23 protein-coding genes are annotated in these 23621 nt (G+C 57.2%); 12 read left to right on the top strand and 11 right to left on the bottom strand.

Features of this window, described 5'->3' with window-relative positions; all coding sequences use genetic code 11:
• Positions 1-2: 2 nt before the first annotated feature.
• From ACR0CW_RS15540 to deoC, 3 genes are read right to left on the bottom strand one after another with little or no spacing between them, the layout of a single operon-like run.
• Positions 3-812, bottom strand: coding sequence for an SDR family oxidoreductase (locus tag ACR0CW_RS15540; protein WP_480788492.1), 810 nt, complete (start codon positions 810-812; stop codon positions 3-5).
• A gap of 24 nt (positions 813-836) precedes the next feature.
• The gene (locus tag ACR0CW_RS15545) at positions 837-3170 is read right to left on the bottom strand and encodes an aldehyde dehydrogenase family protein (RefSeq protein ID WP_480788493.1); all 2334 of its coding nucleotides are present in this window, start codon (positions 3168-3170) and stop codon (positions 837-839) included.
• A gap of 11 nt (positions 3171-3181) precedes the next feature.
• Positions 3182-4180 carry a deoxyribose-phosphate aldolase gene (deoC, locus tag ACR0CW_RS15550; RefSeq protein ID WP_480788494.1) on the bottom strand — a complete coding sequence of 333 codons (999 nt, stop codon included), beginning with the start codon at positions 4178-4180 and terminating at the stop codon, positions 3182-3184.
• A gap of 200 nt (positions 4181-4380) precedes the next feature.
• Here deoC and ACR0CW_RS15555 point away from each other — a divergent pair, with 200 nt between their 5' ends.
• From ACR0CW_RS15555 to ACR0CW_RS15580, 6 genes are all read left to right on the top strand, one after another.
• Positions 4381-5334, top strand: coding sequence for a metal ABC transporter solute-binding protein, Zn/Mn family (locus ACR0CW_RS15555; RefSeq protein ID WP_480788512.1), 954 nt, complete (start codon positions 4381-4383; stop codon positions 5332-5334).
• 4 nt (positions 5335-5338) lie between these two features.
• Positions 5339-6142 carry a metal ABC transporter ATP-binding protein gene (locus tag ACR0CW_RS15560; protein WP_480788495.1) on the top strand — a complete coding sequence of 268 codons (804 nt, stop codon included), beginning with the start codon at positions 5339-5341 and terminating at the stop codon, positions 6140-6142.
• 3 nt (positions 6143-6145) lie between these two features.
• Positions 6146-7351: a metal ABC transporter permease gene (locus ACR0CW_RS15565; protein ID WP_480788496.1), complete on the top strand. Its 1206-nt coding sequence runs from the start codon at positions 6146-6148 to the stop codon at positions 7349-7351.
• On the top strand, positions 7348-8277 hold the full coding sequence (locus ACR0CW_RS15570; RefSeq protein WP_480788497.1) for a metal ABC transporter permease: 930 nt from the start codon (positions 7348-7350) through the stop codon (positions 8275-8277). Before ACR0CW_RS15565 ends, ACR0CW_RS15570 begins: the two co-directional genes overlap by 4 nt.
• A 280-nt stretch (positions 8278-8557) precedes the next feature.
• Positions 8558-10423, top strand: a complete 1866-nt coding sequence (gene mutL / locus ACR0CW_RS15575) for a DNA mismatch repair endonuclease MutL (protein WP_480788498.1) — start codon at positions 8558-8560, stop codon at positions 10421-10423.
• A gap of 57 nt (positions 10424-10480) precedes the next feature.
• Positions 10481-11719: a DNA recombination protein RmuC gene (locus tag ACR0CW_RS15580; RefSeq protein ID WP_480788499.1), complete on the top strand. Its 1239-nt coding sequence runs from the start codon at positions 10481-10483 to the stop codon at positions 11717-11719.
• A 20-nt stretch (positions 11720-11739) separates the two neighbouring features.
• Here the strand turns inward: ACR0CW_RS15580 and ACR0CW_RS15585 are convergent, their stop codons facing one another.
• The 4 genes from ACR0CW_RS15585 to ACR0CW_RS15600 form a co-directional block, all read right to left on the bottom strand.
• Positions 11740-12507 (bottom strand): isocitrate lyase/PEP mutase family protein, encoded by a 768-nt coding sequence (locus ACR0CW_RS15585; RefSeq protein WP_480788500.1) that lies wholly within the window; start codon positions 12505-12507, stop codon positions 11740-11742.
• The gene (locus ACR0CW_RS15590) at positions 12504-13574 is read right to left on the bottom strand and encodes a bifunctional transcriptional activator/DNA repair enzyme AdaA (protein WP_480788501.1); all 1071 of its coding nucleotides are present in this window, start codon (positions 13572-13574) and stop codon (positions 12504-12506) included. The genes ACR0CW_RS15585 and ACR0CW_RS15590 overlap by 4 nt, the downstream gene beginning before the upstream one ends.
• Positions 13575-13646: 72 nt before the next feature.
• Positions 13647-14297, bottom strand: a complete 651-nt coding sequence (locus ACR0CW_RS15595; RefSeq protein ID WP_480788502.1) for a ChrR family anti-sigma-E factor — start codon at positions 14295-14297, stop codon at positions 13647-13649.
• 10 nt (positions 14298-14307) lie between these two features.
• Positions 14308-14823 (bottom strand): sigma-70 family RNA polymerase sigma factor, encoded by a 516-nt coding sequence (locus ACR0CW_RS15600; protein WP_437436578.1) that lies wholly within the window; start codon positions 14821-14823, stop codon positions 14308-14310.
• A gap of 330 nt (positions 14824-15153) precedes the next feature.
• Here ACR0CW_RS15600 and ACR0CW_RS15605 point away from each other — a divergent pair, with 330 nt between their 5' ends.
• The 5 genes from ACR0CW_RS15605 to ACR0CW_RS15625 all read left to right on the top strand — a co-directional run bounded on the left by ACR0CW_RS15605 (position 15154) and on the right by ACR0CW_RS15625 (position 18166).
• Entirely contained in the window at positions 15154-15924 is a 771-nt protein-coding gene (locus tag ACR0CW_RS15605; RefSeq protein WP_480788513.1) for a DUF1365 domain-containing protein, read from the top strand.
• A 100-nt stretch (positions 15925-16024) separates the two neighbouring features.
• Complete coding sequence (locus tag ACR0CW_RS15610) at positions 16025-16342, top strand: DUF3775 domain-containing protein (protein WP_155146279.1); 318 nt, start codon at positions 16025-16027, stop codon at positions 16340-16342.
• A gap of 103 nt (positions 16343-16445) precedes the next feature.
• The gene (locus tag ACR0CW_RS15615; RefSeq protein ID WP_480788503.1) at positions 16446-17519 is read left to right on the top strand and encodes a hypothetical protein; all 1074 of its coding nucleotides are present in this window, start codon (positions 16446-16448) and stop codon (positions 17517-17519) included.
• A 156-nt stretch (positions 17520-17675) separates the two neighbouring features.
• Positions 17676-17912 (top strand): DUF1127 domain-containing protein, encoded by a 237-nt coding sequence (locus ACR0CW_RS15620; RefSeq protein ID WP_480743175.1) that lies wholly within the window; start codon positions 17676-17678, stop codon positions 17910-17912.
• Positions 17913-17983: 71 nt separating this feature from the next.
• A complete protein-coding gene (locus ACR0CW_RS15625; RefSeq protein ID WP_155146273.1) occupies positions 17984-18166 on the top strand; it encodes a YjiS-like domain-containing protein in 183 nt (60 codons plus the stop codon).
• 147 nt (positions 18167-18313) lie between these two features.
• Here ACR0CW_RS15625 and ACR0CW_RS15630 read toward each other — a convergent pair whose 3' ends face one another.
• The 4 genes from ACR0CW_RS15630 to ACR0CW_RS15645 are packed head-to-tail and all read right to left on the bottom strand — an operon-like array spanning position 18314 to position 21817.
• A complete protein-coding gene (locus tag ACR0CW_RS15630; RefSeq protein ID WP_480788504.1) occupies positions 18314-19453 on the bottom strand; it encodes a saccharopine dehydrogenase family protein in 1140 nt (379 codons plus the stop codon).
• Between the two features lie 3 nt (positions 19454-19456).
• Complete coding sequence (locus ACR0CW_RS15635; RefSeq protein WP_480788505.1) at positions 19457-20512, bottom strand: saccharopine dehydrogenase; 1056 nt, start codon at positions 20510-20512, stop codon at positions 19457-19459.
• A gap of 14 nt (positions 20513-20526) precedes the next feature.
• On the bottom strand, positions 20527-21141 hold the full coding sequence (locus ACR0CW_RS15640) for a glutathione S-transferase family protein (protein ID WP_480788506.1): 615 nt from the start codon (positions 21139-21141) through the stop codon (positions 20527-20529).
• A 25-nt stretch (positions 21142-21166) separates the two neighbouring features.
• Positions 21167-21817: a histidine phosphatase family protein gene (locus tag ACR0CW_RS15645; RefSeq protein WP_155146265.1), complete on the bottom strand. Its 651-nt coding sequence runs from the start codon at positions 21815-21817 to the stop codon at positions 21167-21169.
• 159 nt (positions 21818-21976) lie between these two features.
• On the opposite strand from ACR0CW_RS15645, the gene ACR0CW_RS15650 reads away from it, so the two are divergent.
• Positions 21977-23158 carry a Zn-dependent hydrolase gene (locus ACR0CW_RS15650; RefSeq protein ID WP_480788507.1) on the top strand — a complete coding sequence of 394 codons (1182 nt, stop codon included), beginning with the start codon at positions 21977-21979 and terminating at the stop codon, positions 23156-23158.
• Positions 23159-23621 lie beyond the last annotated feature (463 nt).

Here is a 23621-nt window from a genome sequence, read left to right on the forward strand (position 1 = left end):
GCTCAGCCCTTTTTCATGCTGCGCAGCATCTGTCCCATCATCTGGCCAAACTTGCCCGACCCGCGCTGATACAGCGCGCCGTCCACGGCCAGAACCGTACCGCTGATATAGCTGGCCAGATCAGAGCTGAGGAACAGGCAGGCATTCGCCACGTCCTGCGGCTGACCCCAGCGGCCCAGGGGGACGTCCTTGCGCAACGCTTCACCGGCATCCGGGGTGGGGGCCAGACGTTTGGCCCCTTCGGTGCCCTCGATAAAGCCCGGCACGACCGAGTTCACTCGGATGCCCTCGACACCCCATTCCATCGACAATGTGCGGGTGATCTGATCGACGCCTGCCTTGGCGGCGCAGACATGAGCCTGACCTTCGTAAGGCAGATAAGACTGTGGGGCCGAGATGTTGATGATGCTGGCGCCGGGGCGCTTCAGATAGGGATACGCCCCCTTCATCACGTGGATGGTGCCCATCAAGTCGATATCGATCACGGTCTTGAACGCATTGACTGACATTTCCGCTGCCAATGCCGGGAAATTGCCTGCCGCGCCAGACACCAGAACGTCGAAGTCGCCAAATGCGTCGTGGAATTGCTTAAGGCCCTCGGCCACCGCCTCAGGGTCACGCACGTCAAACGCCGCACCGATTGCATCCTGTGCGCCCGCAGCTTTCAGCGCGGTAACGGTGTCATCGACCTTTTCCTGTGAACGGCTAGCGACGGCCAGTTTGGCACCCGAGGCCGCAAAGGCCTCGGCAATGCCGCGATTGATACCGCTGGTTCCGCCAATGACGATGACGGTTTTACCTGAAAAATCCATGTAGGCCTCCCTTGGAGGGGAGCCCTACTCGCCGTAGGGCACCCAGATGTTCTTGATCTCGGTCGAAGCCTGAAGGAACCGGCGGGAATGGTCCATGCCCCAATCGAATGCCGTCGCGTTATTCACCCAGGTCCGTTTTAGGTTCCCGGCCGAGACGACCTCGATCTCTTTCGACAGGTCGGTGGATGAGAACGACCAGACCGCATCAACATTCAGGTGCGAGGCCAGCGGTTTCGCCAATTCCGCATGGCTGCCGGTCAGGATGTTAACTACACCGGCGGGCACGTCCGAAGTTTCGAGGATTTGGTAGAAATCGGTAGCCGCCAGCGGGTAGGGCTCTGAGGCCACCAGAACCGTCCGGTTGCCCATCGCAATTGCCGGAGCCATGGCCGAGACCAGACCCAGCAGAGGCGCCTCGTCCGCACAAAGCGCGCCGATGACACCAACGGATTCTTTCATGGCAATCGCCACGCCCCGGATCGGAACCCCATGTACCTGACCGTCGTACTTGTCTGCCCAGGCGGCGGCTGTGAACAGACGCTGGATTGAAGCTTCGACCTCTTTCGCACCGTCCTTTTTGCCGGTCATCGCGTCGATGCGAGCGGCAAACTCGTCGGCGCGGGCCGAGAGGTTTTCGCCGATGTAATACAGGATTTGCGCCCGCAGGTGGCCGGTGGTCTTGGACCAGCCTTTGGCCCCCGCCGCAGCCTCAACCGCGTTGCGGACGTCCTTGCGATTGGCGAGGCCCACGTGGCCCAACAGCCCGGACTTGCCCCAAACGGGTTTCGAATAGCCGCTATCGGGCCGCGCCTGCTTGCCGCCGACATACATCTTGGCGGTGCGGTCGATGGGATCGACTGGTGCACCGTCGCCCATGAACGCTTCAACCTTCGCCAGCGGCTTGGCTTTGCCCTTGGGTTTGGTATAGGCCGCAAGACCTTCCCAACCGCCTTCGCGGCCAAACCCGCTTTCGCGAACCCCGCCGAAACCAGCGGCGGCGTCGAACAGGTTGGTGGCATTCACCCAGACCACGCCCGCAACCAGCTTGGGGGCGATATCCAGCGCGAGGTTCACGTTTTCGGTCCACACTGTCGCGGCCAGCCCGTAGCGGGTGTTGTTGGCCAGTTCGACCGCCTCTTCCGGTGTGCGGAAGGTAGAGGAAACGAGCACCGGGCCAAAGATCTCTTCCTGCATCAGCGGGTCGGATGTCTCGAGGCCCGAGATCAGCGTAGGTGGGTAATAACAGCCGTTCGCAGGCAGATCGCAAGCCGCCTGATGAACATGCCCAACCGTGTTGCTTTCGACCATGCTCTTGATGGTCTGCAGTTGCACGGGGTCCACAACCGCACCGACGTCGATGCACTTGTCCAACGGATCGCCGATGCGCAGCTTGTCCATACGGGCACGCAGCTTGTCATGGAAGCGGTCCGCGATGCCCTCTTGCACCAAGAGGCGCGAGCCCGCACAGCAGACTTGGCCCTGATTGAACCAGATCGCGTCGACCAAGCCTTCGATGGCTGAGTCAATATCCGCGTCGTCAAAGACGATGTAGGCGGACTTGCCACCCAATTCCAACGTCAGTTCCTTGCCCGAGCCAGCGGTCGCCTCACGGATGCGACGACCGACGACGGTCGAGCCGGTAAAGGCGATCTTGTCGACTTCCGAGGACACGATCATCTCACCCACAGCACCATCACCGGTGACGATGTTGACCACGCCTTTCGGCAGGCCAGCCTGCGAGCAGATGTCGGCGAACAGCAGCGCGGTCAATGAGGTGTACTCGGCCGGTTTCAGAACTACCGTGTTGCCCATCGCGATCGCAGGCGCGACTTTCCACGCCAGCATCAGCAGGGGGAAGTTCCACGGAATGATCTGTCCACAAACACCCAGAGCCTCGGCATCGGGCAGTTCGCTTTCCATCAGCTGCGCCATGCCCGCGTGATAGTAGAAGTGACGCTGCACCAGCGGGATGTCGATGTCGCGCGATTCACGGATCGGCTTGCCGTTGTCGAGGCTTTCCAGCACGGCAAACAGTCGCGAGTGCTTCTGCAGCAAACGCGCAATGGCATAAAGATACCTTGCGCGGCCCGCGCCGCCCAGCTTCTCCCATTTCGGTTGCGCCTTGCGCGCGGCTGCAACGGCGGCATCCACATCAGCCTGTTTCGCCTGTGTCAGCTTGGCTAGCACCTCTCCGTTCGCCGGGTTGCGGCTTTCGAACCCCTTGCCGGGTTTGGTGAAGGCACCGTCGATATAGTGACCGAACTTGTCGCCCTGATCGACCAGCCAGGCCAAAGCCTCGGCAGCGCTTTCGGGGGCAGGGCCGTAATCCATGGTTTCGAAAATCTCTTTGACTGTCATTGTTCTTGTCCTCAGCCCATGGAGTGACGGTAGCCAGCCGAGTAGGACCCGGTGACATAGTGTTCCAATTGCCGCTCGATATCGCCCAGCAGCGACGACGCGCCAAAGCGGAACAGGTCCGGTTCCAACCAGCGATCGCCCAGCTCATCCTTGATCAGAGACAGATACACCAGTGCATCCTTGGCCTTGGAAATCCCGCCTGCAGGCTTGTACCCAACACGATATCCAGTGCGATCATAGTAGTCACGGATCGCACGGATCATCACCAGCGATACGGGCAGGGTCGCGTTGACGCTTTCCTTACCGGTTGAGGTCTTGATGAAATCAGCGCCTGCCATCATGCAAACCAGCGAGGCGCGCGCAACGTTGCGCAGGCTGCCCAGCTCTCCGGTGGCGAGGATAGCTTTGACATGTGCATCGCCGCAGGCGACGCGGAAAGCCTTCATCTCATCATACAATGCCTGCCAGTCACCCGACAGGACATGACGGCGCGAAATCACGATGTCGATCTCTTCGGCACCGGCCTTTACGCTTTCTTCGATCTCAGCCACGCGCAGATGGAATGGCGACAAGCCAGCGGGGAATCCGGTGGAAACTGCGGCAACTGGAATGCCGGTGCCATGTAGCGCATCCACCGCCGTTTCGATCATGTCGTGATAGACGCAAACGGCCCCTGTGGTGATCGGCGGCATGTCCAGCGCCTGCAGAACCGAAGGTGCCACGGGTTGCCGGGCTTTGGCGCAAAGGCGGCGAACGCGGCCCACAGTGTCGTCACCTGACAGTGTGGTCAGGTCGATCATCGTGATCGCCTTCAGTAGCCACGCGGCCTGATACTCTTTCTTCACCGACCGTCGACCGGGCAGGGTCGCGGCGCGTCGTTCTATGGCCGAGGTATTGACCTGCACTGCGCGTACCCAGTCCAGATCGAGGTCCATGCCGGGGTTTCTGGGCTCGGTCACTTGCGGCAGATGCGCGGTGCGCACGGGGCTTTCTGAGCTCTGCGTTTCCATCTTCACATCCTTTGGGAGGTTTGCGCCAAAATCGCACGGGACGCGGCCAAATGGAAGATGTGTAACATTCTTCAGGTCACATTTTTTGACCATTTGGACAAATATAATAGGTTTTCTTGCGAATAATTCTCAATAGCGTTGACTTAGTTGCGAATGGTTCGCATATTCATTCTCAAGTGGATACCAAAATGGGGTCGGAAATGATTCGTCGCAGTTTTCTTGCAGTAATCGCGTTTGCCGCGGCTATGCCTTTGGCGGCGTGGGCTGAAGCCCCTCTGAAGGTAGTTGCCACAACGGGTATGATCGCTGATGCCGTGCGTCAGGTGGGTGGTGATCAGGTTGAGGTCAAAGGCCTGATGGGGCCTGGTGTTGACCCGCACGCCTATCGTCAGACCCGCAGCGATATCGTGGCGATGACCCGCGCCGATCTGGTGCTGTGGCATGGTCTTTATCTGGAAGCGCAGATGGAAGAGTTCTTTCATGATCTCGAGCGCAAACGGAACGTGGTCGCCGTGGCAGACGGTGTCGATAAATCCAAGTTGCGTGCGCATGACGATTACGCAGACAAATACGATCCGCACCTTTGGATGAGCCCGGTTTTATGGAAAGATGTGGTGGTTCAAGTGCAGGAAGCACTAACCGAAGCCCGCCCCGAAGCAGCCGAGACCTTTGCCGCCAATACCGAGGCATTTCTCGCAGAAATCGATCAATTGGACGCCTACGGAAAACAGGTTCTGGCTGCGGTGCCGGAAAACAACCGTGTGCTGGTCACCGCTCATGATGCGTTTGGATATTTTGGCGAGGAATATGGTTATGAAGTACTGGGTATTCAGGGTATTTCGACCCAGTCCGAGGCTGGCCTGAACCGGATCGGCGAGTTGGTCGATACGCTGGTGGACCAGCAACTGACGGCTGTGTTTGTCGAAAGTTCTGTCTCTGACCGCTCAATGCGCGCCCTGATCGAAGGGGCTGCGTCCAAAGGTCATGAGGTCGGCGTCGGTGGAGAGCTGTATTCAGATGCCATGGGCGAGCCGGGATCATACGAAGGCACTTACGTAGGCATGCTGGATCACAACATTACCGTGATTGCAGGTGCGCTGGGCGCAGATGTGCCAGAGCGCGGCATGAACGGCAAATTGTCGGCGGGGTTCTGAGGCCATGTTGGAGCTTGCGGCTGATCAGGGTGTATCCGTGGAAGAGCGGGGCGTGGAAAACAGCCCGCTCGCCATTCGCGGCCTGACCGTTTCATATGGGCAAAAACCGGCAGTGTTCTCGGTTGATATGACCGTTGAGCCCGGTGCGATGACCGCGATCATCGGCCCGAATGGGGCGGGTAAGTCAACCATGCTCAAGGCAGCATTGGGAATAGTCGCGCCGTTGTCCGGACAGGTGACAGTCTACGGAAAGCCGTTGGATGATCAGCGCGCCCGTATTGCCTATGTTCCGCAACGCGCCAGTGTCGACTGGGATTTCCCAACCCGCGTTATTGACGTGGTGTTGATGGGATTGTCGCGAGAGCTGGGCCTGTTGGGCCGCATCCGAGCGCGCCACATGTCGCGCGCAATGGATTGCCTGAATCGGGTCGGAATGCGCGATTTTGCTGATCGTCAGATCGGCCAACTCTCAGGTGGTCAGCAGCAGCGTGTCTTTCTGGCGCGTGCACTGGCACAGGATGCGGACCTGTACCTGCTGGATGAACCGTTTGCCGGTGTTGATGCGGCAACCGAAAAAGCCATAATTGTTGTTCTGAAGTCGCTGAAAGAGGCGGGTAAAACCGTGGTCGTCGTACATCACGACCTGGCAACCGTTACCGACTATTTCGACCATGTATTCCTGATCAATACCCGTAAGGTAGCCGAAGGTCCGGTGGCCGAGGCCTTTACTGCCGAGACCCTGCAAGCTGCCTATGGTGGTCGTCTGGCTACGGCGCAGATCGATCAGATTTCACGCGCATTGGGGTAAATCATGCTTTGGGATGCTCTGACGCTTCAGCTTGGCTATAACGCCACGCTGGTGGCGGTTGGTGCCACGTTGCTTGGTGTTTCTGCTGGCGTGACGGGCACATTTCTTTTCCTGCGCAAGCGGGCTCTGGTCAGCGATGCTATCAGCCACGCCACTTTGCCGGGTGTGTGTATCGCCTTCATGATCCTGGTCGCACTGGGGGGTGACGGGCGCAATCTGCTCGGTTTGCTGGCTGGCTCTGCAATCTCGGCCTGGATTGGTCTGGTTGCGATGAACTGGCTCACGCGCCATACGCGTTTGGCCGAAGATGCCGCGATAGGCGCGATCCTGTCGGTGTTCTTTGGTTTAGGTATCGTGCTTCTGACTGTGATCCAAACAATGGGCGTGGGCCGTCAGGCCGGCCTAGAAGGTTTCCTGTTGGGATCGACTGCGGGCATGCTCTGGGCTGATGCACTGATCATCGCATTTGGTGGCGCAGCTACGCTGGTTTTGGTGATGATCATCCGACGCCCCATGATGATGGTGGCCTTTGATCCAGAATATGCTGCCGCGCGCGGTTTGCCCGTGCATCGCATCGACCTTGCCATGATGGGGCTGGTCATGGCTGTGACGGTGGTTGGCCTGAAGATTGTAGGCCTGATCCTGATCGTGGCGCTTTTGATCATTCCACCCGTGACGGCACGCTTCTGGACCCAGCGCGCGGATCGCGTTGTGCTGCTCTCTGGTCTGGCTGGTGGCCTTGCAGGATATATTGGGGCGGCGTTGTCGGCCTCGGCACCGAATTTGCCGACCGGCCCGATCATCGTCCTGGTCAGTTTTACCTTCTTTGCCCTGTCGCTGTTCTTTGCCCCCGTTCGTGGCGTATTGGCTGCGGTTCTGCGCCATTTGCGGTTTCAACGCCGGGTTCATATCCGGCAAGGGTTGTTGGCACTGGCACAAGGCCAGAAGATCTATGAGCCTTTGACCCTGCGCCTTTTGCGACGTGAGGGGATGGTTCGCGCCGATGGCGTGGCGACTGAAACCGGAAAAGCACGCGCGGCCAAAGCGCTGCGCGACGAAAAACGCTGGGAGATCGTGCGCGCTGATCAGGCCCATGAAGCCACCGCAGCGCTCTATGACGGCCTACGCGATATCGAGACCGTTCTTACCCACGACCAGATCACGGAAATCGACCGTCGTATTGGCGGCCCGCAGGAGGTTCGGCCATGAGCGGAGAAGAATTTGTCCCGCTGTCCCTCACACCGATGCTGATCGGGACATTTGCGGCCATTGCCTGTGCTTTGCCCGGCAACTTTCTGGTGCTGCGAAAGCAGGCGCTGATCGGGGATGCGATCAGTCATGTGGTGCTACCTGGTATTGTCGTTGCTTTTCTGCTGACCGGTGCAATTTCAACCTGGCCCATGATGCTGGGCGCTGCAGGGGCCGCTGTGGTTGCCGTCGTTCTGATCGAAGCCATTCGAAGGCTGGGTCAGGTCGAACCGGGGGCGGCGATGGGTGTTGTATTCACCACAATGTTTGCGGCAGGGGTCCTGCTGCTGGAGCAAACCGATACCTCGACAGTCCATCTGGACGTGGAACATGCGTTATACGGTAACCTCGAAAGCCTGATCTGGCTGGATGCAACGGGCTGGCCCTCTTTATGGGACCTAGAGGCGCTGGCGGGCCTTCCGCCGGAACTGCCTCGAATTGCGTTGACGCTTGCAGGGGTAATCCTATTCACTTGGCTGTTCTGGCGACCACTCAAGATATCAACCTTTGACGAAGGCTTTGCCCGCACCATCGGGATCCGGACGGGAGCGTTGGGCATGGCATTGGTTATCGTCGCGGCCATTTCTGCAGTTGCTGCCTTCGACGCTGTGGGTTCGATCATCGTGATCGCCATGTTCATTTGTCCACCTGCGGCTGCGCGCATGATGACCAACAGGCTTGAGGCGCAGATTGCGTGGAGCGTTGTGTTTGCCATTGTCTCGGCCGTGTCGGGTTATGTACTGGCGGGCTATGGACCGTTGTGGCTGGGCGGGGCCGACGCAGTGAGCGCTGCGGGAATGATCGCCACGATGTCCGGGCTTATTCTGGCTACAGCGGCAGTGTTTGGTCCGTGTCGAACCCGCGCTGGCGCCCCATCCGGGGCTTGACGTGGCGCTTTCTTGCCACCCCGTCTCTGCGGAGATAGGCCGATAATTGCCAAGTTTGAACTGCGGTGAAAGCTTAACGAGATTTGTCGATCTGCTCGTGTTATAACTAGTTCAATTGTTAATGAACGACCACCACTCACTTCGGATCGTTCGGATGATTGCGGAACCGTGAGCCTACAATTTATTGGCCTGCCGCAATCATCCGGACGCCCCCCTCCCGCTAAAATACAGTCCTCAAACCGGTGGCAGAATCGCGTCAGATCGTGCTAGGTCTAGCGGTATGGTGCAGGCGAACCCCAATATCAGCGAAAATCGACCGGTAATCCGGCAACTCGACGATGCGGCAATCAACCGTATCGCTGCCGGTGAAGTCGTGGAGCGCCCGGCATCCGCCGTCAAGGAGCTGGTGGAAAACGCCATAGACGCCGGCGCGACCAGAATCGCCATCGATATCGCCGATGGCGGTAAAACCCTGATCCGCGTAACCGATGATGGATGTGGGATCGCAGCAGCAGATTTGCCGCTGGCCTTGTCGCGTCATGCAACCTCCAAGATCGATGGCTCGGACCTTCTGAACATTCACACTTTCGGATTTCGTGGTGAGGCCTTGCCATCGCTGGGTGCCGTCGGTCGACTAACGATCACAAGTCGCGCTGCGGGGGGCGAAGCCGCCTCAATCCGCGTGGCAGGTGGCAAGATGGAAGCGGTGAAACCCGCCGCGCTGCGCAGCGGAACGGTGGTTGAGCTGCGCGATCTGTTCTTTGCCACACCCGCCCGTTTGAAATTCATGCGTACCGATCGGGCCGAAGCGCAGGCGATTTCGGATACCGTCAAGCGCCTGGCCATGGCGGAACCCTCTGTCACCTTTACCCTGCGCGATGTCTCGGGCGGAGGAGAAGGGCGCGTCGTCTTTCGGGCCGATCGCGAGAACGGAGATTTGTTTGATGCGCTGCACGCCCGGCTAGCCCGTGTGCTGGGCCGCGAATTCGCCGAGAATGCCTTGCAGATCGACGCCACGCGCGAGGGCATTCGCCTCTATGGCTATGCTGCATTGCCAACCTATTCGCGTGGCGCTGCTGTGGCGCAGTACCTGTTTGTGAACGGGCGGCCTGTCAGGGACAAAATGCTGACCGGCGCATTGCGCGCGGCCTACTTCGATTTCCTCAGCCGGGACCGCCATCCGGCTGCGGCTTTGTTCATTGATTGTGACCCGACTCTGGTAGATGTGAATGTCCATCCTGCCAAATCCGAGGTCAGATTCCGCGATCCCGGGATTGCGCGTGGATTGATCGTTTCAGCCCTGCGGCACGCTTTGGCGGACGCGGGCCATCGCGCGTCTTCGACCGTCGCCAATGCAACGCTCGGGGCGATGCGGCCGGAATCAGCCTCCCCCGGTCCGGCGCGGGTGTATCAGATGGATCGCCCTTCGCCCGCAGCGCGACAGGTTGCGTTTCAGGCGCAGTCTCCGGGATTTGCCGAATTGTCGAATGACTACAGCGGCAGAGTTATCGAACCGGTTCTTGCACCCGACCCGATCGCCGAGGAGTCCGAACCTACGGCCAGCGATCTGCCGCTTGGTGCTGCACGTGGGCAGGTTCATGAGAACTATATCATTGCCCAAACCGCAGACGGCATGGTGATCGTTGATCAGCACGCAGCCCATGAACGGCTGGTCTATGAAAAGCTCAAAACTCAGATGGCTGAGAATGGTGTTGCAGCGCAGGCGTTGTTGATCCCAGAGATTGTCGAGCTATCCGAAGGCGATTGCGCGCGGCTGATGGCAGTAACTGCCGACCTGACCCGCCTTGGGTTGACCATCGAACCGTTTGGAGGCGGCGCGGTGGCAGTGCGCGAAACTCCTGCCATCCTGGGCGAAGTTGATGCGCGCGCAATGGTTCTGGATATCCTCGACGAACTTGCCGATCAGGGTGAAAGCCAGGCGGTGCAGGCCCGGATCGAGGCGATCCTCAGCCGGGTGGCTTGTCATGGCTCGGTGCGTTCGGGTCGCCGGATGCGAGCCGAAGAAATGAACGCCCTGTTGCGCGAAATGGAGGCGACGCCCCATTCCGGTCAATGCAACCACGGGCGACCTACATATGTGGAATTGAAACTGAGCGATATCGAACGGCTGTTCGGGCGCAGTTGATCCAATTTCCTTACCCGGGTATGAAGGATAAAACAAAACAAGAACAAATGAGCTGACATGATCGAGATTGCAGGCAACCAGTATAGTTTGAATGACCCGGTGGTCATGGCGGTTCTGATCGGGGCCGGTGTGCTGCTGCTGATTCTGATGTTGCTGTTTCTGTCCCTGCGCGCGGCCAACAGGTCTGCGCGAATGGCCGAACCTCTGGCACGGCAGATGGCACATCTGGGACAGCACGTTCAGCAATTGGGTCAGGGACAAGATCAGTTGCGCGGTGGGTTGCAACAGGTTTCAGATACACAAGCCAATGCACATGTGCAGGTGATCCAGACCGTCGAGTCGCGGCTGTCCTCGGTGCAGCAGCAGATGAATGATCGTTTGGCAGACAACGCGATGAAATCGGCGCGCGCGCTGGCCGAGATGCAGGAGCGGATGAAGGAATCCCTGCATGGGTCCTCGAAGCAGACCGCTACTTCTTTGACGCAGTTGCAGGAGCGACTGGCCGCCATCGACAAAGCGCAGGACAACATCACCAAGCTGTCAGGCGACGTGTTGTCCCTGCAGGATATCCTGTCCAACAAACAGACCCGTGGTGCGTTTGGTGAAATCCAACTGAACGATATCGTGTCCAAGGCCTTGCCAACAGACAGTTTCTCGCTTCAGGCGACACTGTCAAATGGCCGTCGCGCCGACTGTCTGATCCATCTTCCGAATCCGCCCGGGCCTATCGTGATCGACAGTAAGTTCCCGCTTGAGGCGTATGAGGCACTGATCGCGTCCACAAATGACATGGAGCTGAAAGCAGCGGTTCAGATGTTTCGCAGCACCGTTCGCAAGCACATCACCGATATCTCGGAGAAATATATCCTTGATGGGGAAACAGCCGATGGTGCGTTGATGTTTTTGCCATCCGAGGCGGTCTATGCCGAGCTGCATGCCAAGTTTCCGGAGCTGGTTCAGGAGAGCTTTGCCAAACGCGTCTGGATCGTTTCACCCACCACTTGCATGGCAACCCTGAATACGATGCGCGCGATCCTCAAGGATGCAAGAATGCGGGAGCAGGCGGGTGCAATCCGCAAGGAGTTGGGGATGTTGCACAAGGATGTTGACCGTCTCGGTGATCGTGTCAGCAATCTTGATCGGCACTTTGGACAGGCGGCCAAGGATATTTCAGAGATCAAGATCAGCGCGGAAAAAGCTGGCCGCCGCGCTCAGCGTCTGGACAATTTCGATTTCGAAGAGCTTGCCCCCGATGAACACCCGAACGTGGTTCCGCTGGGTAAAACCGAGGGCTGATTTCGAACTAAATGCCCGGATTAGACCTTTAGTGCAGCGGTCGCCGCATTGGTGACATTTGCCATGGCTGCCAGATAAGGCGCAGGTCCATGGCTGATCCGCGCGACGCCGAGATCAGCAAGAGTGGCGTGATCCGGAGACTGCCCGATCTGCATGATATTGACCGGCAATGGGGCCGCTGCACAGAATTTGCCGATCAGTTCGGGTGTGATCAGTCCGGGGACGAATATCCCGTTTGCTCCTGCATCCGCATAGGTCCGGGCACGGGTCTGTGCCTCCTTCATTAGATCAGCGTGCTCTTCGGGTTTGCTGCCCTGGAAGAAAACATCGGTTCGGGCATTGATGAATAGTGGGATGCCCTTAGCGTCGGCCACACGACGCAAGGTTGCAATGCGATCGGCCTGATCTGATGCAGAGCGCAATCCGATTTCACCGATCAAACGGTCCTCGAAATTGACACCAATCGCGCCCGCGGAAATGACCTGATCAATATTGTTAGCCAGCGTGTCGAGGTCCTCAGCAAAACCAGCCTCAAAGTCAAAGCTGACTGGCAGAGCTACCGAACCAACCATGCGTTCGAGGATTTGCGTGGCAATAGAAAGCGGCATGTCCTCGCCATCCTTGTAACCCTGTGCCGCTGCCAGTGACCAACTGCCCGTTGCGATAGCCAAAGCGCCGGCTTTGCTGATGGCTTGCGCACTGCCCGCATCCCAAGCGTTGTAAAGGATCAGCGGTTTTCCAGGCTGATGCAGCGCTGCGAAATTGCGCGCCTTTTCGGATTGAGTCATGCAGGATGCCTTTCTTTCGGGGCGTAGTGCCGTTCCAGTTCGATGAGTTTTTGTTTGCGCCAAAGGCCGCCGCCATACCCGGTCAGCGTACCGTCAGCCCCTAAAACACGGTGACAGGGGATTATGATCGCGATCTGATTTGCCCCGTTTGCGCGCGCTACAGCCCGAACCGCATCAGGTCGTCCAATACGGCGCGCGATATCCGAATAAGACTGCGTCGTCCCAGCGGGCAGGGATTGCAGAATGCGCCATACCGCTTTGGTGAACTCAGTGCCGTGCAGTGCAAGTGGTAGATCAAACTGGGCTGAGCGGCCCTGAAAAAACGCCTCTAGCTGCGCTTTGGCTTGATCGGTTGGTGCGAAACGGCCAAAACCTAGTGACCCTTTGCAGGCCTTGTGGATCCGTTTCAGCTCGGTAGGCAGTGCTTTGCGATCGGCAAATTCAAGCAGGTGAAGGTGACCCGGATCGCTAATCGCAATCATCGCACCCAAAGGCGTGTCGAACCAATCGGCCCGCAGCATCGCATTGGCCTGAAAAGCACCGGGCGGCAAACCCAGCAGCTTTGCGAAGGCCACGCGAAAGGCTGCCGGAGAGTCAAATCCCGCCTCAAGTTGCGCATCGATGACTTTTCCACCCTGTGCCAGAGTGGTCAAACCTGCCTGCAACCGAGCTTGTCGTGCCATGTCCAGAAAGGTGGTGCCGAAATGGCGTTTAAAGGCACGGCGGATGGTAGAAGGGTCATGCCCCATTGCAACGATGTCGGCTTCGCGCCAGCGACGGGTAGGATCGGCCTCGAGTTTCGCCAGAAGCGATGAAATGGCCGGGTCAGATTGGGCGGCCGGTGCCATCGGGCAGCAGCGTTTGCAGGCTCTAAACCCTGCATTCAGGCAGTCTGCGATGGTGGCAAAGAACTGGCAGTTCTCACGTTTCGGTTTGCGGGCCGGACAGGTCAGTCGGCAAAACACACCGGTCGAGGTAACGCCCACATAAGCGCGACCATCCCACGAGGGATCGCGCGCCATCAGGGCAGAGTAAAGCGTATCGTCATCGGGCAGATCAAATCTCATGCCCGGAGGTTACCCGAAACCGACGCCATTGCGACGCCGGTTTTCGGGCGTTTATTCAAATTTCCGAGATACTCAGATCCGAAGGAATGGCTGGAACAAACGCGGCATGAGTTTGGTGAACTTCAACGGCGCGTCAGTCACTGCCAGACAGATGCAGTCTTCTGAGATATCAGCGACGGGCATATGCTCCAGATCCTGATCCGCAATCTCAACATCACCCCGTGCGAAATGATCAACCTCATCCGAGAACGCGCCCTGCAGAACCATGGTCATCTCGATACCGCGATGACTGTGATCCGGTACTGCTGCGCCTGCAGGTATGAACAGCAACCGGGCAGTTGCCTCATTGGTCGTTGGCAGGATCGCTTGTTTGACGCCCATACCAACCGGTCGCCACCGAATGTCGTTCACGTCTCCGCCGACATAGTCCTGCAATGGCGCTGGCAGTACTGCACATTTCTTGCGCACAGGTTTGGGTGTCGGAGCACCTTGCGAGATCAAAGCCATCGTTGCCGCAAGCGCGTCTGATCCCATCTGCGCCGTCTGGGCCTGGTCTTCCAGAACCTGCCCACCCACGGCCTCAAAGCTTTCGGCCCGTGCGCGGCAGTGGTCGCAGAGCGACAGATGCGTGGCAACCATAAGGTCAAACGCCTCGGGCAGATTGCCGGCAGCGTAGGCCATCAAAAGGTCATCTGTGAGGTGATGTTTTATACTCTTGCTCATCATCGTCATCTCAGTTCATCGCGTGGCGCAAGCGATCCAGCGCCAGCCTAATCCGTGATTTGATCGTTCCCAGCGGCAGCCCCGTCTGAGAGGCAATTTCCCGGTGACTCAGGTCTCCGAAATATGCCTTTTCGATCAGTTCTCTTTGTGCTTCGGGCAAAGCCAGAATGGCCGTTCGAAGCTGTGCAGTTTCCTGCTGCAATGCGATTACGTCATCCTGTTCCGGTTCCGCTTCTGGACCCCAGTCCAGTTCTTCTGGTTCCGGGCGCCTTTGTTTTCGGATCACATCTATTCGTTTGTTCCGCGCAATCGTGAACACCCAGGTGGCGACCGTTGCACGGCTTGGGTCGAATAAGTGCGCCTTGTGCCACAGCGTGGCCATGACCTCTTGCGCACATTCCTCAGCCGTTGTCGCGTCAGATCCGGACCGGATCAGAAACGCCTTAACGCGTGGGGCGAAGTGCTGAAACAGCTCGGCAAAGGCCGCCTGATCCTGAGCGTCCCTTATGCGCTTGATGTGGTTCACCCACTCGGCTCTGGTGTCGCAACTCTTTTTTGTTCCGTTCACCGGTTTACCCTTGATGCGTTTATTTGTGCGCCAAGGTTGCGGAGGCACTGAATCCGCCGCAGGTTCATCCATGGTCGCGATGTCAATCTCGGTAAACATAACCGCATTACGGGGCCTTGCCCAAGCCGGATCACTTTGAATGCGAATTTTAATCCGGATTGCGATATTCTTCGTAGTGCACCGTAAGGTATTGCGGAGAAAAGAATGCCATTTGAACAGTTTGAAAGCACACATGCAGAGGGTGCCGTCATCGGCAACCCCGAACGCTTTCATGACTATGGTTCGCGAATGGACCGCGTCCAGCATATCGCGGCGCATACCTACCATGGACGCAAAGGCAATATCGAAAACGCATTTCGCTATTCCATCGACTACATCATGCTGGATCCGGAGGATCGACCTGCAACCCCGTCTCTGTTTTCACTGGATCGCGCAAACATCATGGGATGGCGGACCCGTGATCATGGAGGGCATCCAAAGCATGGGCGCGCTGCAAAATGGTTGCGTGAGTGTTTTGATGAACTCGCATTTCCCCAACCTGACCGTATCGAGTTGCTGACGCAGCCCCGGGTACTTGGATACGTTTTCAATCCGGTCAGTTTCTGGTTCTGCTTTGACAGTGATGATCAGCTTTACGCAGTGCTTGCTGAGGTCACCAACACCTACGGAACGCGACATAGCTATCTTTGCTGTAACCCTGACATGTCGCCCATTTTGCCAACAGACCGCATCGTCGCCGATAAACTGATGCATGTATCCCCGTTTCAGAAGATCGAGGGCACATATACGTTTCGCTTTGACTATCGCTCCGACCGCATCGGTGTGTGGATCGACTATGGACGCGCGCGCGGGGGTCTGATCGCAACCTTGACAGGATCGAGGTCCGAACTTTCAAACCGCACAATTCTCTGGTCGCTTGTACGTCGTCCCTTTGGAGCCAGGCGCGCATTTGCTTTGATCTTGTGGCAGGGCCTGAAACTTTGGATGAAAAAGGCGACGTTTCGGCCTTTCAGGAAGGCCCCGGTTCCCAAACAGCCTGTTTCACGATCCCATCGTTAAGATGTATGCGATGCCCCGATTTGTTTGAGTGAGATCAAAGACGCGCATCTGCTTAGCTGTTTGTGATAAACTGAAATCGCGGACAGAGGAGTTTGAACGCATGTTGGAAATCTCGGCAAGAAAAGTTGCCCAGGTCGCCATGATGGGGCGCGAATTGAATCGGGCCGAAGGTGAACTTCGAGCCTTTGTCGACCGGATGAGCGAAGACGAACAGGCTGAACTGGTGGCGATCATGTGGATCGGCCGCGAGAGCTTTTTCGCCGAAGATCTGGCCGAGGCCATAGCAACGGCTAAATCCGAGGCTTCGACCCCCTGCGCCGATTACCTGATCGGAACACCGCACCTGTCAGATCATCTCGAAAACGGGCTGGATGCGCTGGGCATCTCAGCCGAGGACGTCGAAAACGATCTGATGTAGCCAACCATCAAGGTTTTGTTGCGAAGTTCCATAAAACGGACCTAAGCGCTTCTCGGATTCAAATTTGTCGCCGTAAACGCTTTGTCGCGCTATCCTTACGCTGATGCAAAGCGGTTTGAAGGCCATTTTTGTTGTAGCCATGTTGTTGGCGCGAATTCTGGATCCGCGCCCCGCTGATGCCTGTGTCGTTTGTATCTCGTTGCCTGAAGCATCGCTTGGGGACCGTCTGCTTTCAGCAGATGTAATTGTTCTGGCACGCCCATCGCCTGACAACGCATTCAGGTACATACCTGCCGAAGTTCTAAAAGGAACCAAAGAGCAGGTAGAGAACTTGCCCGAGATTCCGTTTCTGGTCGATTCAACAACGCGAAAGATGTTTCTGTCAGATCCAGATCGGACAGTCTTGTTTGTCTACGGTGCTGAAAGTCAGGATCAGGCCGGGCGTAAACTGTCCAAAGGCTGGAGAAAGCTGTTCCTAATGTCGGCGGAACGGTCACAGTTCGTTGAAACCCTGCAAAGTCACGGTGTTCTCTGGAATCCAGGCACAGGTGGAACGTCCGAACGTATACAATTCTTCGCCAACTATCTTTCCAGTGAAGATCGAGTTTTGCGGGATACTGCGTTGGTAGAGGTCTACCGCGCTCCGTATGCGTTGGTCCGGCAGACGAATGTTTCAGCGCTCACAGATCAACTGTTCGATGATATCGGCAGCATTCAGAGGCTGAACTATGCTCCAGCCTCCATACGGCTTTTGGGTTTGCAGACCGACCCGGATGCGATTGAGGTCGTCCGATCCCGCTATCTGGCAAGATTGAAGACAGCAGGGCCGAACCTGCATGAGTGGGCTTTGGCCGGTATCGAGGTGGATGGCACTTTCGCAATTTCCGCCATTGACGGGTGGGTGACGCAAGCTGATTGGCCTAGTGAAGACAAGCTGATCCTGGTCCGAGCATTATCGGACGCCGGGTCAGCGATCCCTGAGTTTCGTTCGCAAATTGCTGAAGTCTATGAACGTGTACTAGAGGCCGATGTATCATTGGCTGGGCAGATCGCCTTTGCAATGCGCGACTGGAATGATGACAGGCTTGATCCGTTGTTTCGAGAATTGCTCGCGCGTGAAGAGACGGAACCTGCAACAAGATTTGTTCTTCAACTGGTGCTTGAGCCCGAGGACTAGGTGCCGGTTTCAACTGTGACAGGCTTTTCGCATTATCTCCCGACGCAGCTGCGTATTCTAAACATAGATTAATGAAACGGCCCGATTTCGTTAAGCAAGCGTTCCTTTATCTGATCTTACAACCGCAACGAAGATCAGATCAGGAGGAGCACGAAAATGGAAAACGTTCAGTCAATCAAGACGCAAAAAGGTTTGTTTGGTGGCCTGTTTGCCAATTATGCCGAGGCCAGAGTCGAGAGCTTTCGTCGTCGGATCTACACAAAAACAGTTCGCGAGCTGGAGCAGCTTAGTGATCAACGCCTGCAGGATATCGGTATTCCACGCAGCGAAATTCACCGGCGTGCGTATCAGAGCGTCTATCACCATGAGCCCATTCGGCAGAATGTACACTGACCGCTTCTGATTGGTTCATTGAACGCCAATCAACGGGTTATGAGGAGGTACGGGAATTGGACACATATCCGATGCTTGAAACGGTCCCATCCGCCAGCGCTTTGGCGTTGTTTGACCGGGCCATGAGAATACGCGCAATCCGGAAAGATATTGTTGGTGCAGCTCAGGAGCTTGGCCGCTTGTCCGACAGCGAGCTTTCTGATCTTGGGATCAACCGCAGCGATATCGATGAAACGATCGAAAGATACATTTGAATACTGATGTCATTTGATCAGCGATCCGCGCCAGACGTAAAAGCAAAGGGCCATTCCGTAAGTTCAGGAATGGCCCTTGCTTTTTCAGGTTTCAGACGCGGCAAATAAGAAATCCGACAGCGTATTCCGCTCGTCCGAGATTCGTCATTAGGTGTGATCGACGATCTGAAGGTGTTGTGCCAGCTTGTCGATCTCTGCCATCCAACCCTGCACCAGTTTCGGATCACTGGGGGCAGCGTGCACGCCGGCCGGGATCTCTCGGTTCAGTACGGCCTCAACCGCAAGTGAAACCGGAATTGAAACCAACCGCGCCATGGCGGTTCCGCGCTCGTCACCCCATGCATCCATCACATAGGTTTTGTTCCAGACTTCGCGGCCTTCGTTCTCTGCCTTAAGCCCAACGCAAAGGACAACCCGGTCCGGTTCGCCTTCGTCATAGGCATTCTCATCCCAGAACTGATCCGACATTTCCTTCAGCCGGACATCACCCTCTGGTCCAGACAAGGTTTCGATTTCGCTGAACACGCCGGACCATGCATCGGACCATCCGTTCAACCGCAATGTACCGCGTACGAATTCCTTGACCGGCCAGTGCTCTTCAAAATGGTACTGCTGCATGAAGGGCAGTGAATCCCGGTTCGGATAAACCTCAAAGCTTTCCGGGGACGGTAGCGGGGCGATGTAGGTGCTGATCGCATCCCAAGGGCGCGCCACGTCAAGCGGGGCGTAATTTCGGATCGATCTGGACGGAGACCGCAAAGCCTTGAGTACGCCGAGTGGTGACCAGCTGAACTTGTAGCGGAACGGATTGGGGTTCTTGGGGATACCGCCGCAGTAAGAGATAAAGCTCAGATGGTTTTCCGGATCAAACGCATCCGAGGCGCGGTAGTCATCAACCAGTGCATGGGCCATCAGGTGGTCGATGCCTGGGTCCAGCCCGACCTCGTTCACCAATGCCACACCGGCCTCAAGTGCTTTGTCATCCAGCGCACGCATCTCGGGCGCGATGTAGGAGGATGAAACGAAATTCGCACCTTTCGAGATGGCAAGTTCAGCTAGAGGTACATGCCAGTCTCCGGGCAGCATCGAGACGATCACGTCGCCAGGTTTCAGAACCTTAGCAATCGCATCAATGTCGAAGGCATGGATGTCATCCGTCAGATCACCGATTTCAGCCTTTGCCTTTTCGATAGTCCGGTTCCATACGGTAACCTTGTGATCCGCCTCGATCAGGCGGCGAAGGCCGGGGATGGCCGACAGGCCGGTGCCACACCAATGAATCGTCATCGCTCAGATCCCTTCGATATGAGTGTTGTAGGTAGCCGCTGCCCGGCCCCAGACGCCGTTTTCCAGAGCAGTCAGGGTCAGGAGCGAAGGTAGTAATTGCGCTGCGTAATCTTCGGAGCTTTCGACTGGCAGCATCGACGGTAGGTTGTCGATGGCCGTCACATCCAGAATAGGATCAGTGGCGACACGCAGGGCAGGATGGTCCCAGGTGGTGGCCCGGTCATAGACAGGTACCGGGTTATAGTCGCTGTCCGGATCGCAGGCGACATCGCCTATGGCAGTCAGATTGCGCTGCGCAGTAAGTGCTTCGCGCGGGACAAAGACCGGTGTGCCGGGACGTGCAAAGATGCAGTTCAGGTACAGATCATGTTCAAGGATCTCGGGAAAAGGCCCGCCGTTTGCGGTTTCTGCCATGTCCCATTTCGTGACACTGACGCCCATAGCCTCGCATAAATCCGCAGCACCGGTGCCAACACGTCCCAGCGCACCGATTACAATGGCGCGCGGGCGCGCTTGCCCGGTTGCGTCCAATTCGGCCAACAGTTCGGCGTTCAGAACATCCTTGCCGGGGTAGACGCCGACGGGCGGACATTCTTCACCCCGTTGCTGAGCGGCCCAGGTCTTGAGTGTGACTGCCGCGCCTGCATATCCGGCCCAGTATCCAAAGGCGGCGACGCGTCGGCCATTCTCTTCCACAAGGTATTCCAGATCATAAAGTGTACCGCCGCCAGCCTTAAACCGCTCCAGTAGCGCACGACCGGAATGCTGGCCCTTGTAGGCATGACCAAACATGATGTGGCGGTGGGGCAGGGGTGTGCCATCCTCGGGCAGTTCCTTGAGGCCGAAGATGATCGCATCGGCCGGGGCCTCAGGCCACGAGTTTTCAGCCGCGATCTCACACCCGGCATCCTTGTAGCCATCGATCGGGATTGCCCGGACGTGGCTTTCCTCGACCGTGACACGAATACCCGAGGCGATCAGTGCCTTCGCGCCTTCGGGCGTCAGGCCCACCCGTTCTTCGTTCGGGCGTTGTTCTGCCCGGACCCAGAGATGTGTCATGTATATTCCTTTTGTCAGAGCATTCCGGCGGCACGAACCGCCTGAACCGAGGCGCGCGCCTCCATCGCCTCACGGAAGGCGAGAATTTTCGGAAAGGCCGGGACATCGACACCGTCACCTTCCAGCCAGCTGCACACCACATACAGGTATGCGTCGGCCAACGAGAACGCCTCGCCCAGCACAAACGGACCGCGCAGACCGTTCGAACAGATGTAGTCACAGGACGTTGTCATGGTCTGTGCTACCTTTTCTTTCATGTCCTTCCAGCTGGATTTCTTGTCGGCCCAGCGATGTCCGCGCATCTTATGTGCGTGGTTCACGTGCATGGTCGATGCAAGGTAGTACATCACTTCCCGCATCCGTGCTGCCATCACCGGATCGACGGGAACCAGACCCGCCTGAGGTGCCTTTGCGGCTACATACTCCAGTAGAGCGCCCGTTTCCGTTAGAATACCGCCATCGACAACGAGGGCAGGAACCCGTCCTTTGGGGTTGATCTGCTTGTAGGCCGGTTGCGTTTGCTCACCGCTTGCGAAATCCAGACGGATTGCTTCGTATTCCTGACCGGCTTCTTCCAGCGCGATGGCCACGGCGACCGAAATGGTTCTGGGAGCGTAGTAGAGCTGCATGAGGGAACTCCGTTGTTTGTGCCGGTCAAAGGTGGGTCTGGGCAAAGTGCCGTTCGGGCGATTCCAGATGTGGGACGGCATTGAACAGGACCGGGCTTAGCTGAGCGCCGATCGGGTAAAGACGGTGCATTGATGTGTTCATGATCGCAAGGGCCACTCGGGCCATCGACTGGATATCCAGACCCATGGCCTGTCGAACCACCATCGAGATCAGGCCGCCCGAAGTTACCACAATTGCCGGACCACCTTCGGTTCCGATGTCTTTCAGGGCATCAGATACGCGTGTTTCGAACTCGTCGAATGTTTCCGGTGCATTCCTGATGTCGCCATTGGCCCAAGCGTCAAAGGTTCGGGGCAGATGCTGCACGAACCCTTCGCGATCTGTTGGAATGGCTACTCCGTGCTGCTCTTCGAACAGTTTCGCAATATTAAAATACTCGATCTCGTTCAGCCGTGCATCCCGGATCGGTTCGGGCAAGCCCATGCTGGCAGCGGTTTCAGCGTGACGTTTCAGGGTGCCGCAATAGACTCGGGGATGGTGGGCGTGAGTGTCCCGCAAATGCGCCCCAAGCCAGCGCGCCTGCTGGTGACCCAGATCGCTCAGCTTGTCATAATTTTCCTCGTCCCGGGCTGTGGTGTTGGCCTGTCCGTGACGAACCAGTGTGATATGTGACATGACGGTCCCTCTTGCAGGCAAGTCTTAGGGCAGGTTCCGTGCCGGGACCAGAGGGGTTTGATCGGCAACGGGCAAAAATCGTCGCATATCGATACATCACAGCTTGCCGGGCCAGATGCCGGGTCTATGGTTGGGCCGTTCGGAAAATTGGGGAACGTCATGACGGTAAATGAAAACCGGTTTCTGGCTGATCTGCACAAGCTGCGTGAATTCGGGGCGTCGGGTATCGGCAAGGGTGTGGTAAGACCTGCTTATTCCGATGCTGACATTGCGGCGCGACGCTGGCTGGCCGGACGGATGGAGGAAGCCGGGCTGCGCCCTCATTTTGATCCGGTGGGCAATTTGTTTGGTCTGGCACCGGGTACCTCTCTGCTCATGGGATCCCATTCCGACAGCCAGCCCGAAGGAGGGTGGCTGGATGGCGCGCTGGGCGTCATCGCGGCTTTGGAAATCGCGCGTTCCAGTGACAGACCAATCTCGGTTGTCAGCTTTCAGGATGAAGAGGGCCGGTTTGGTGTAACAACGGGTTCGGCTGTCTGGTCGGGTACTCTGGATCTTGCAAAGGCGGATACACTGACCGACCACTCAGGTACGAGTTTTGCGGCGGCCCGATCATCCATGTCAGATATGGCACAGGGTTTTGTCGATCCGGCCCGGTTCTCAGGCTTTATCGAGATGCACATCGAACAAGGGCCAACGCTGGATGCTGAAGGTGACCTGATCGGTGTGGTGACCGATATCGTTGGTATTCGTGACATGGTGATCAGCTTTGAGGGGCAGCAAAACCATGCCGGCACTACCCCGATGCATCTGCGCCGCGATGCGTTTCAGGCACTTTCGCTATTCAACGCCGAGATAAATGAGCGGTTTCAGAATGTGGTGACGCCCCAGACCGTCTGGACGATTGGCCATGTGGATGTCCATCCAAACGCCTCTTCCATTGTTCCCGGGCGTGTCCGGTTTTCCATGCAGTGGCGTGACGGAGACGCAGACCGTCTGCGACGTATGGAAGAGATTATCCGGGGCGTCGCGCAGGAAGTGGCTGACCGTGTTGGAATGGATCTCAGTTTCGGTCCGATGCTGGGTCTTGAGCCGGTCGCGATGGATCAGCGTCTGCGCCTTGCGCTGGAAGCCGGGGCAGAGCAGATCGCACCCAATCAGTGGCGCCGGATGCCTTCTGGCGCGCTGCACGATGCAACCAATGTGTCCCGCCTGATGCCGGTCGCTATGCTATTTGTGCCTTCAATCAATGGGATCAGTCACGATTTTGCCGAGGACACACCCGAAAGTGATCTGGTTGCCGGACTAAAAGTGCTGGGGCAGGCTGTCGAACAGTTGTGAGATTGAATGCGGATCTCGCGTTGCTTTGATGATCTCACAAGGCCCCGCCGGTTCTATTGAAATGCGTGCCTGAGTTTCTTCCTGTTATTCATAAGGCAGGCTGAGATGTTGTGAAACGGAGAAAAGTTTCCTATAGGAGACATAAGGGCGGCATGCTGCTGTATACCATCCTTGCATCACCCCGATCTGGGCGTCCACGAACCACAGCGACCTGATTTTGAAACCAGCGCAATGTTGTCGATCTTTTTCATACCCGCCCCGCTGCGCCACCAGTGTCATGGTTTATGGATCGACACGTCTCCTGAGTTGACCAAACAATCATTGCAATGTGCGCCATGTTCTCCAACGATGCCAGATACCTGCCGGATTCAACTAAAAGAGAGGTTTATGAGATGCCTGGTTTGAACCGCACGCCGTTGTATGACTTGCACGTTGATTTGGGTGGTAAGATAGTTGATTTTGC

The organism is Ruegeria sp. CH6, assembly GCF_056537005.1.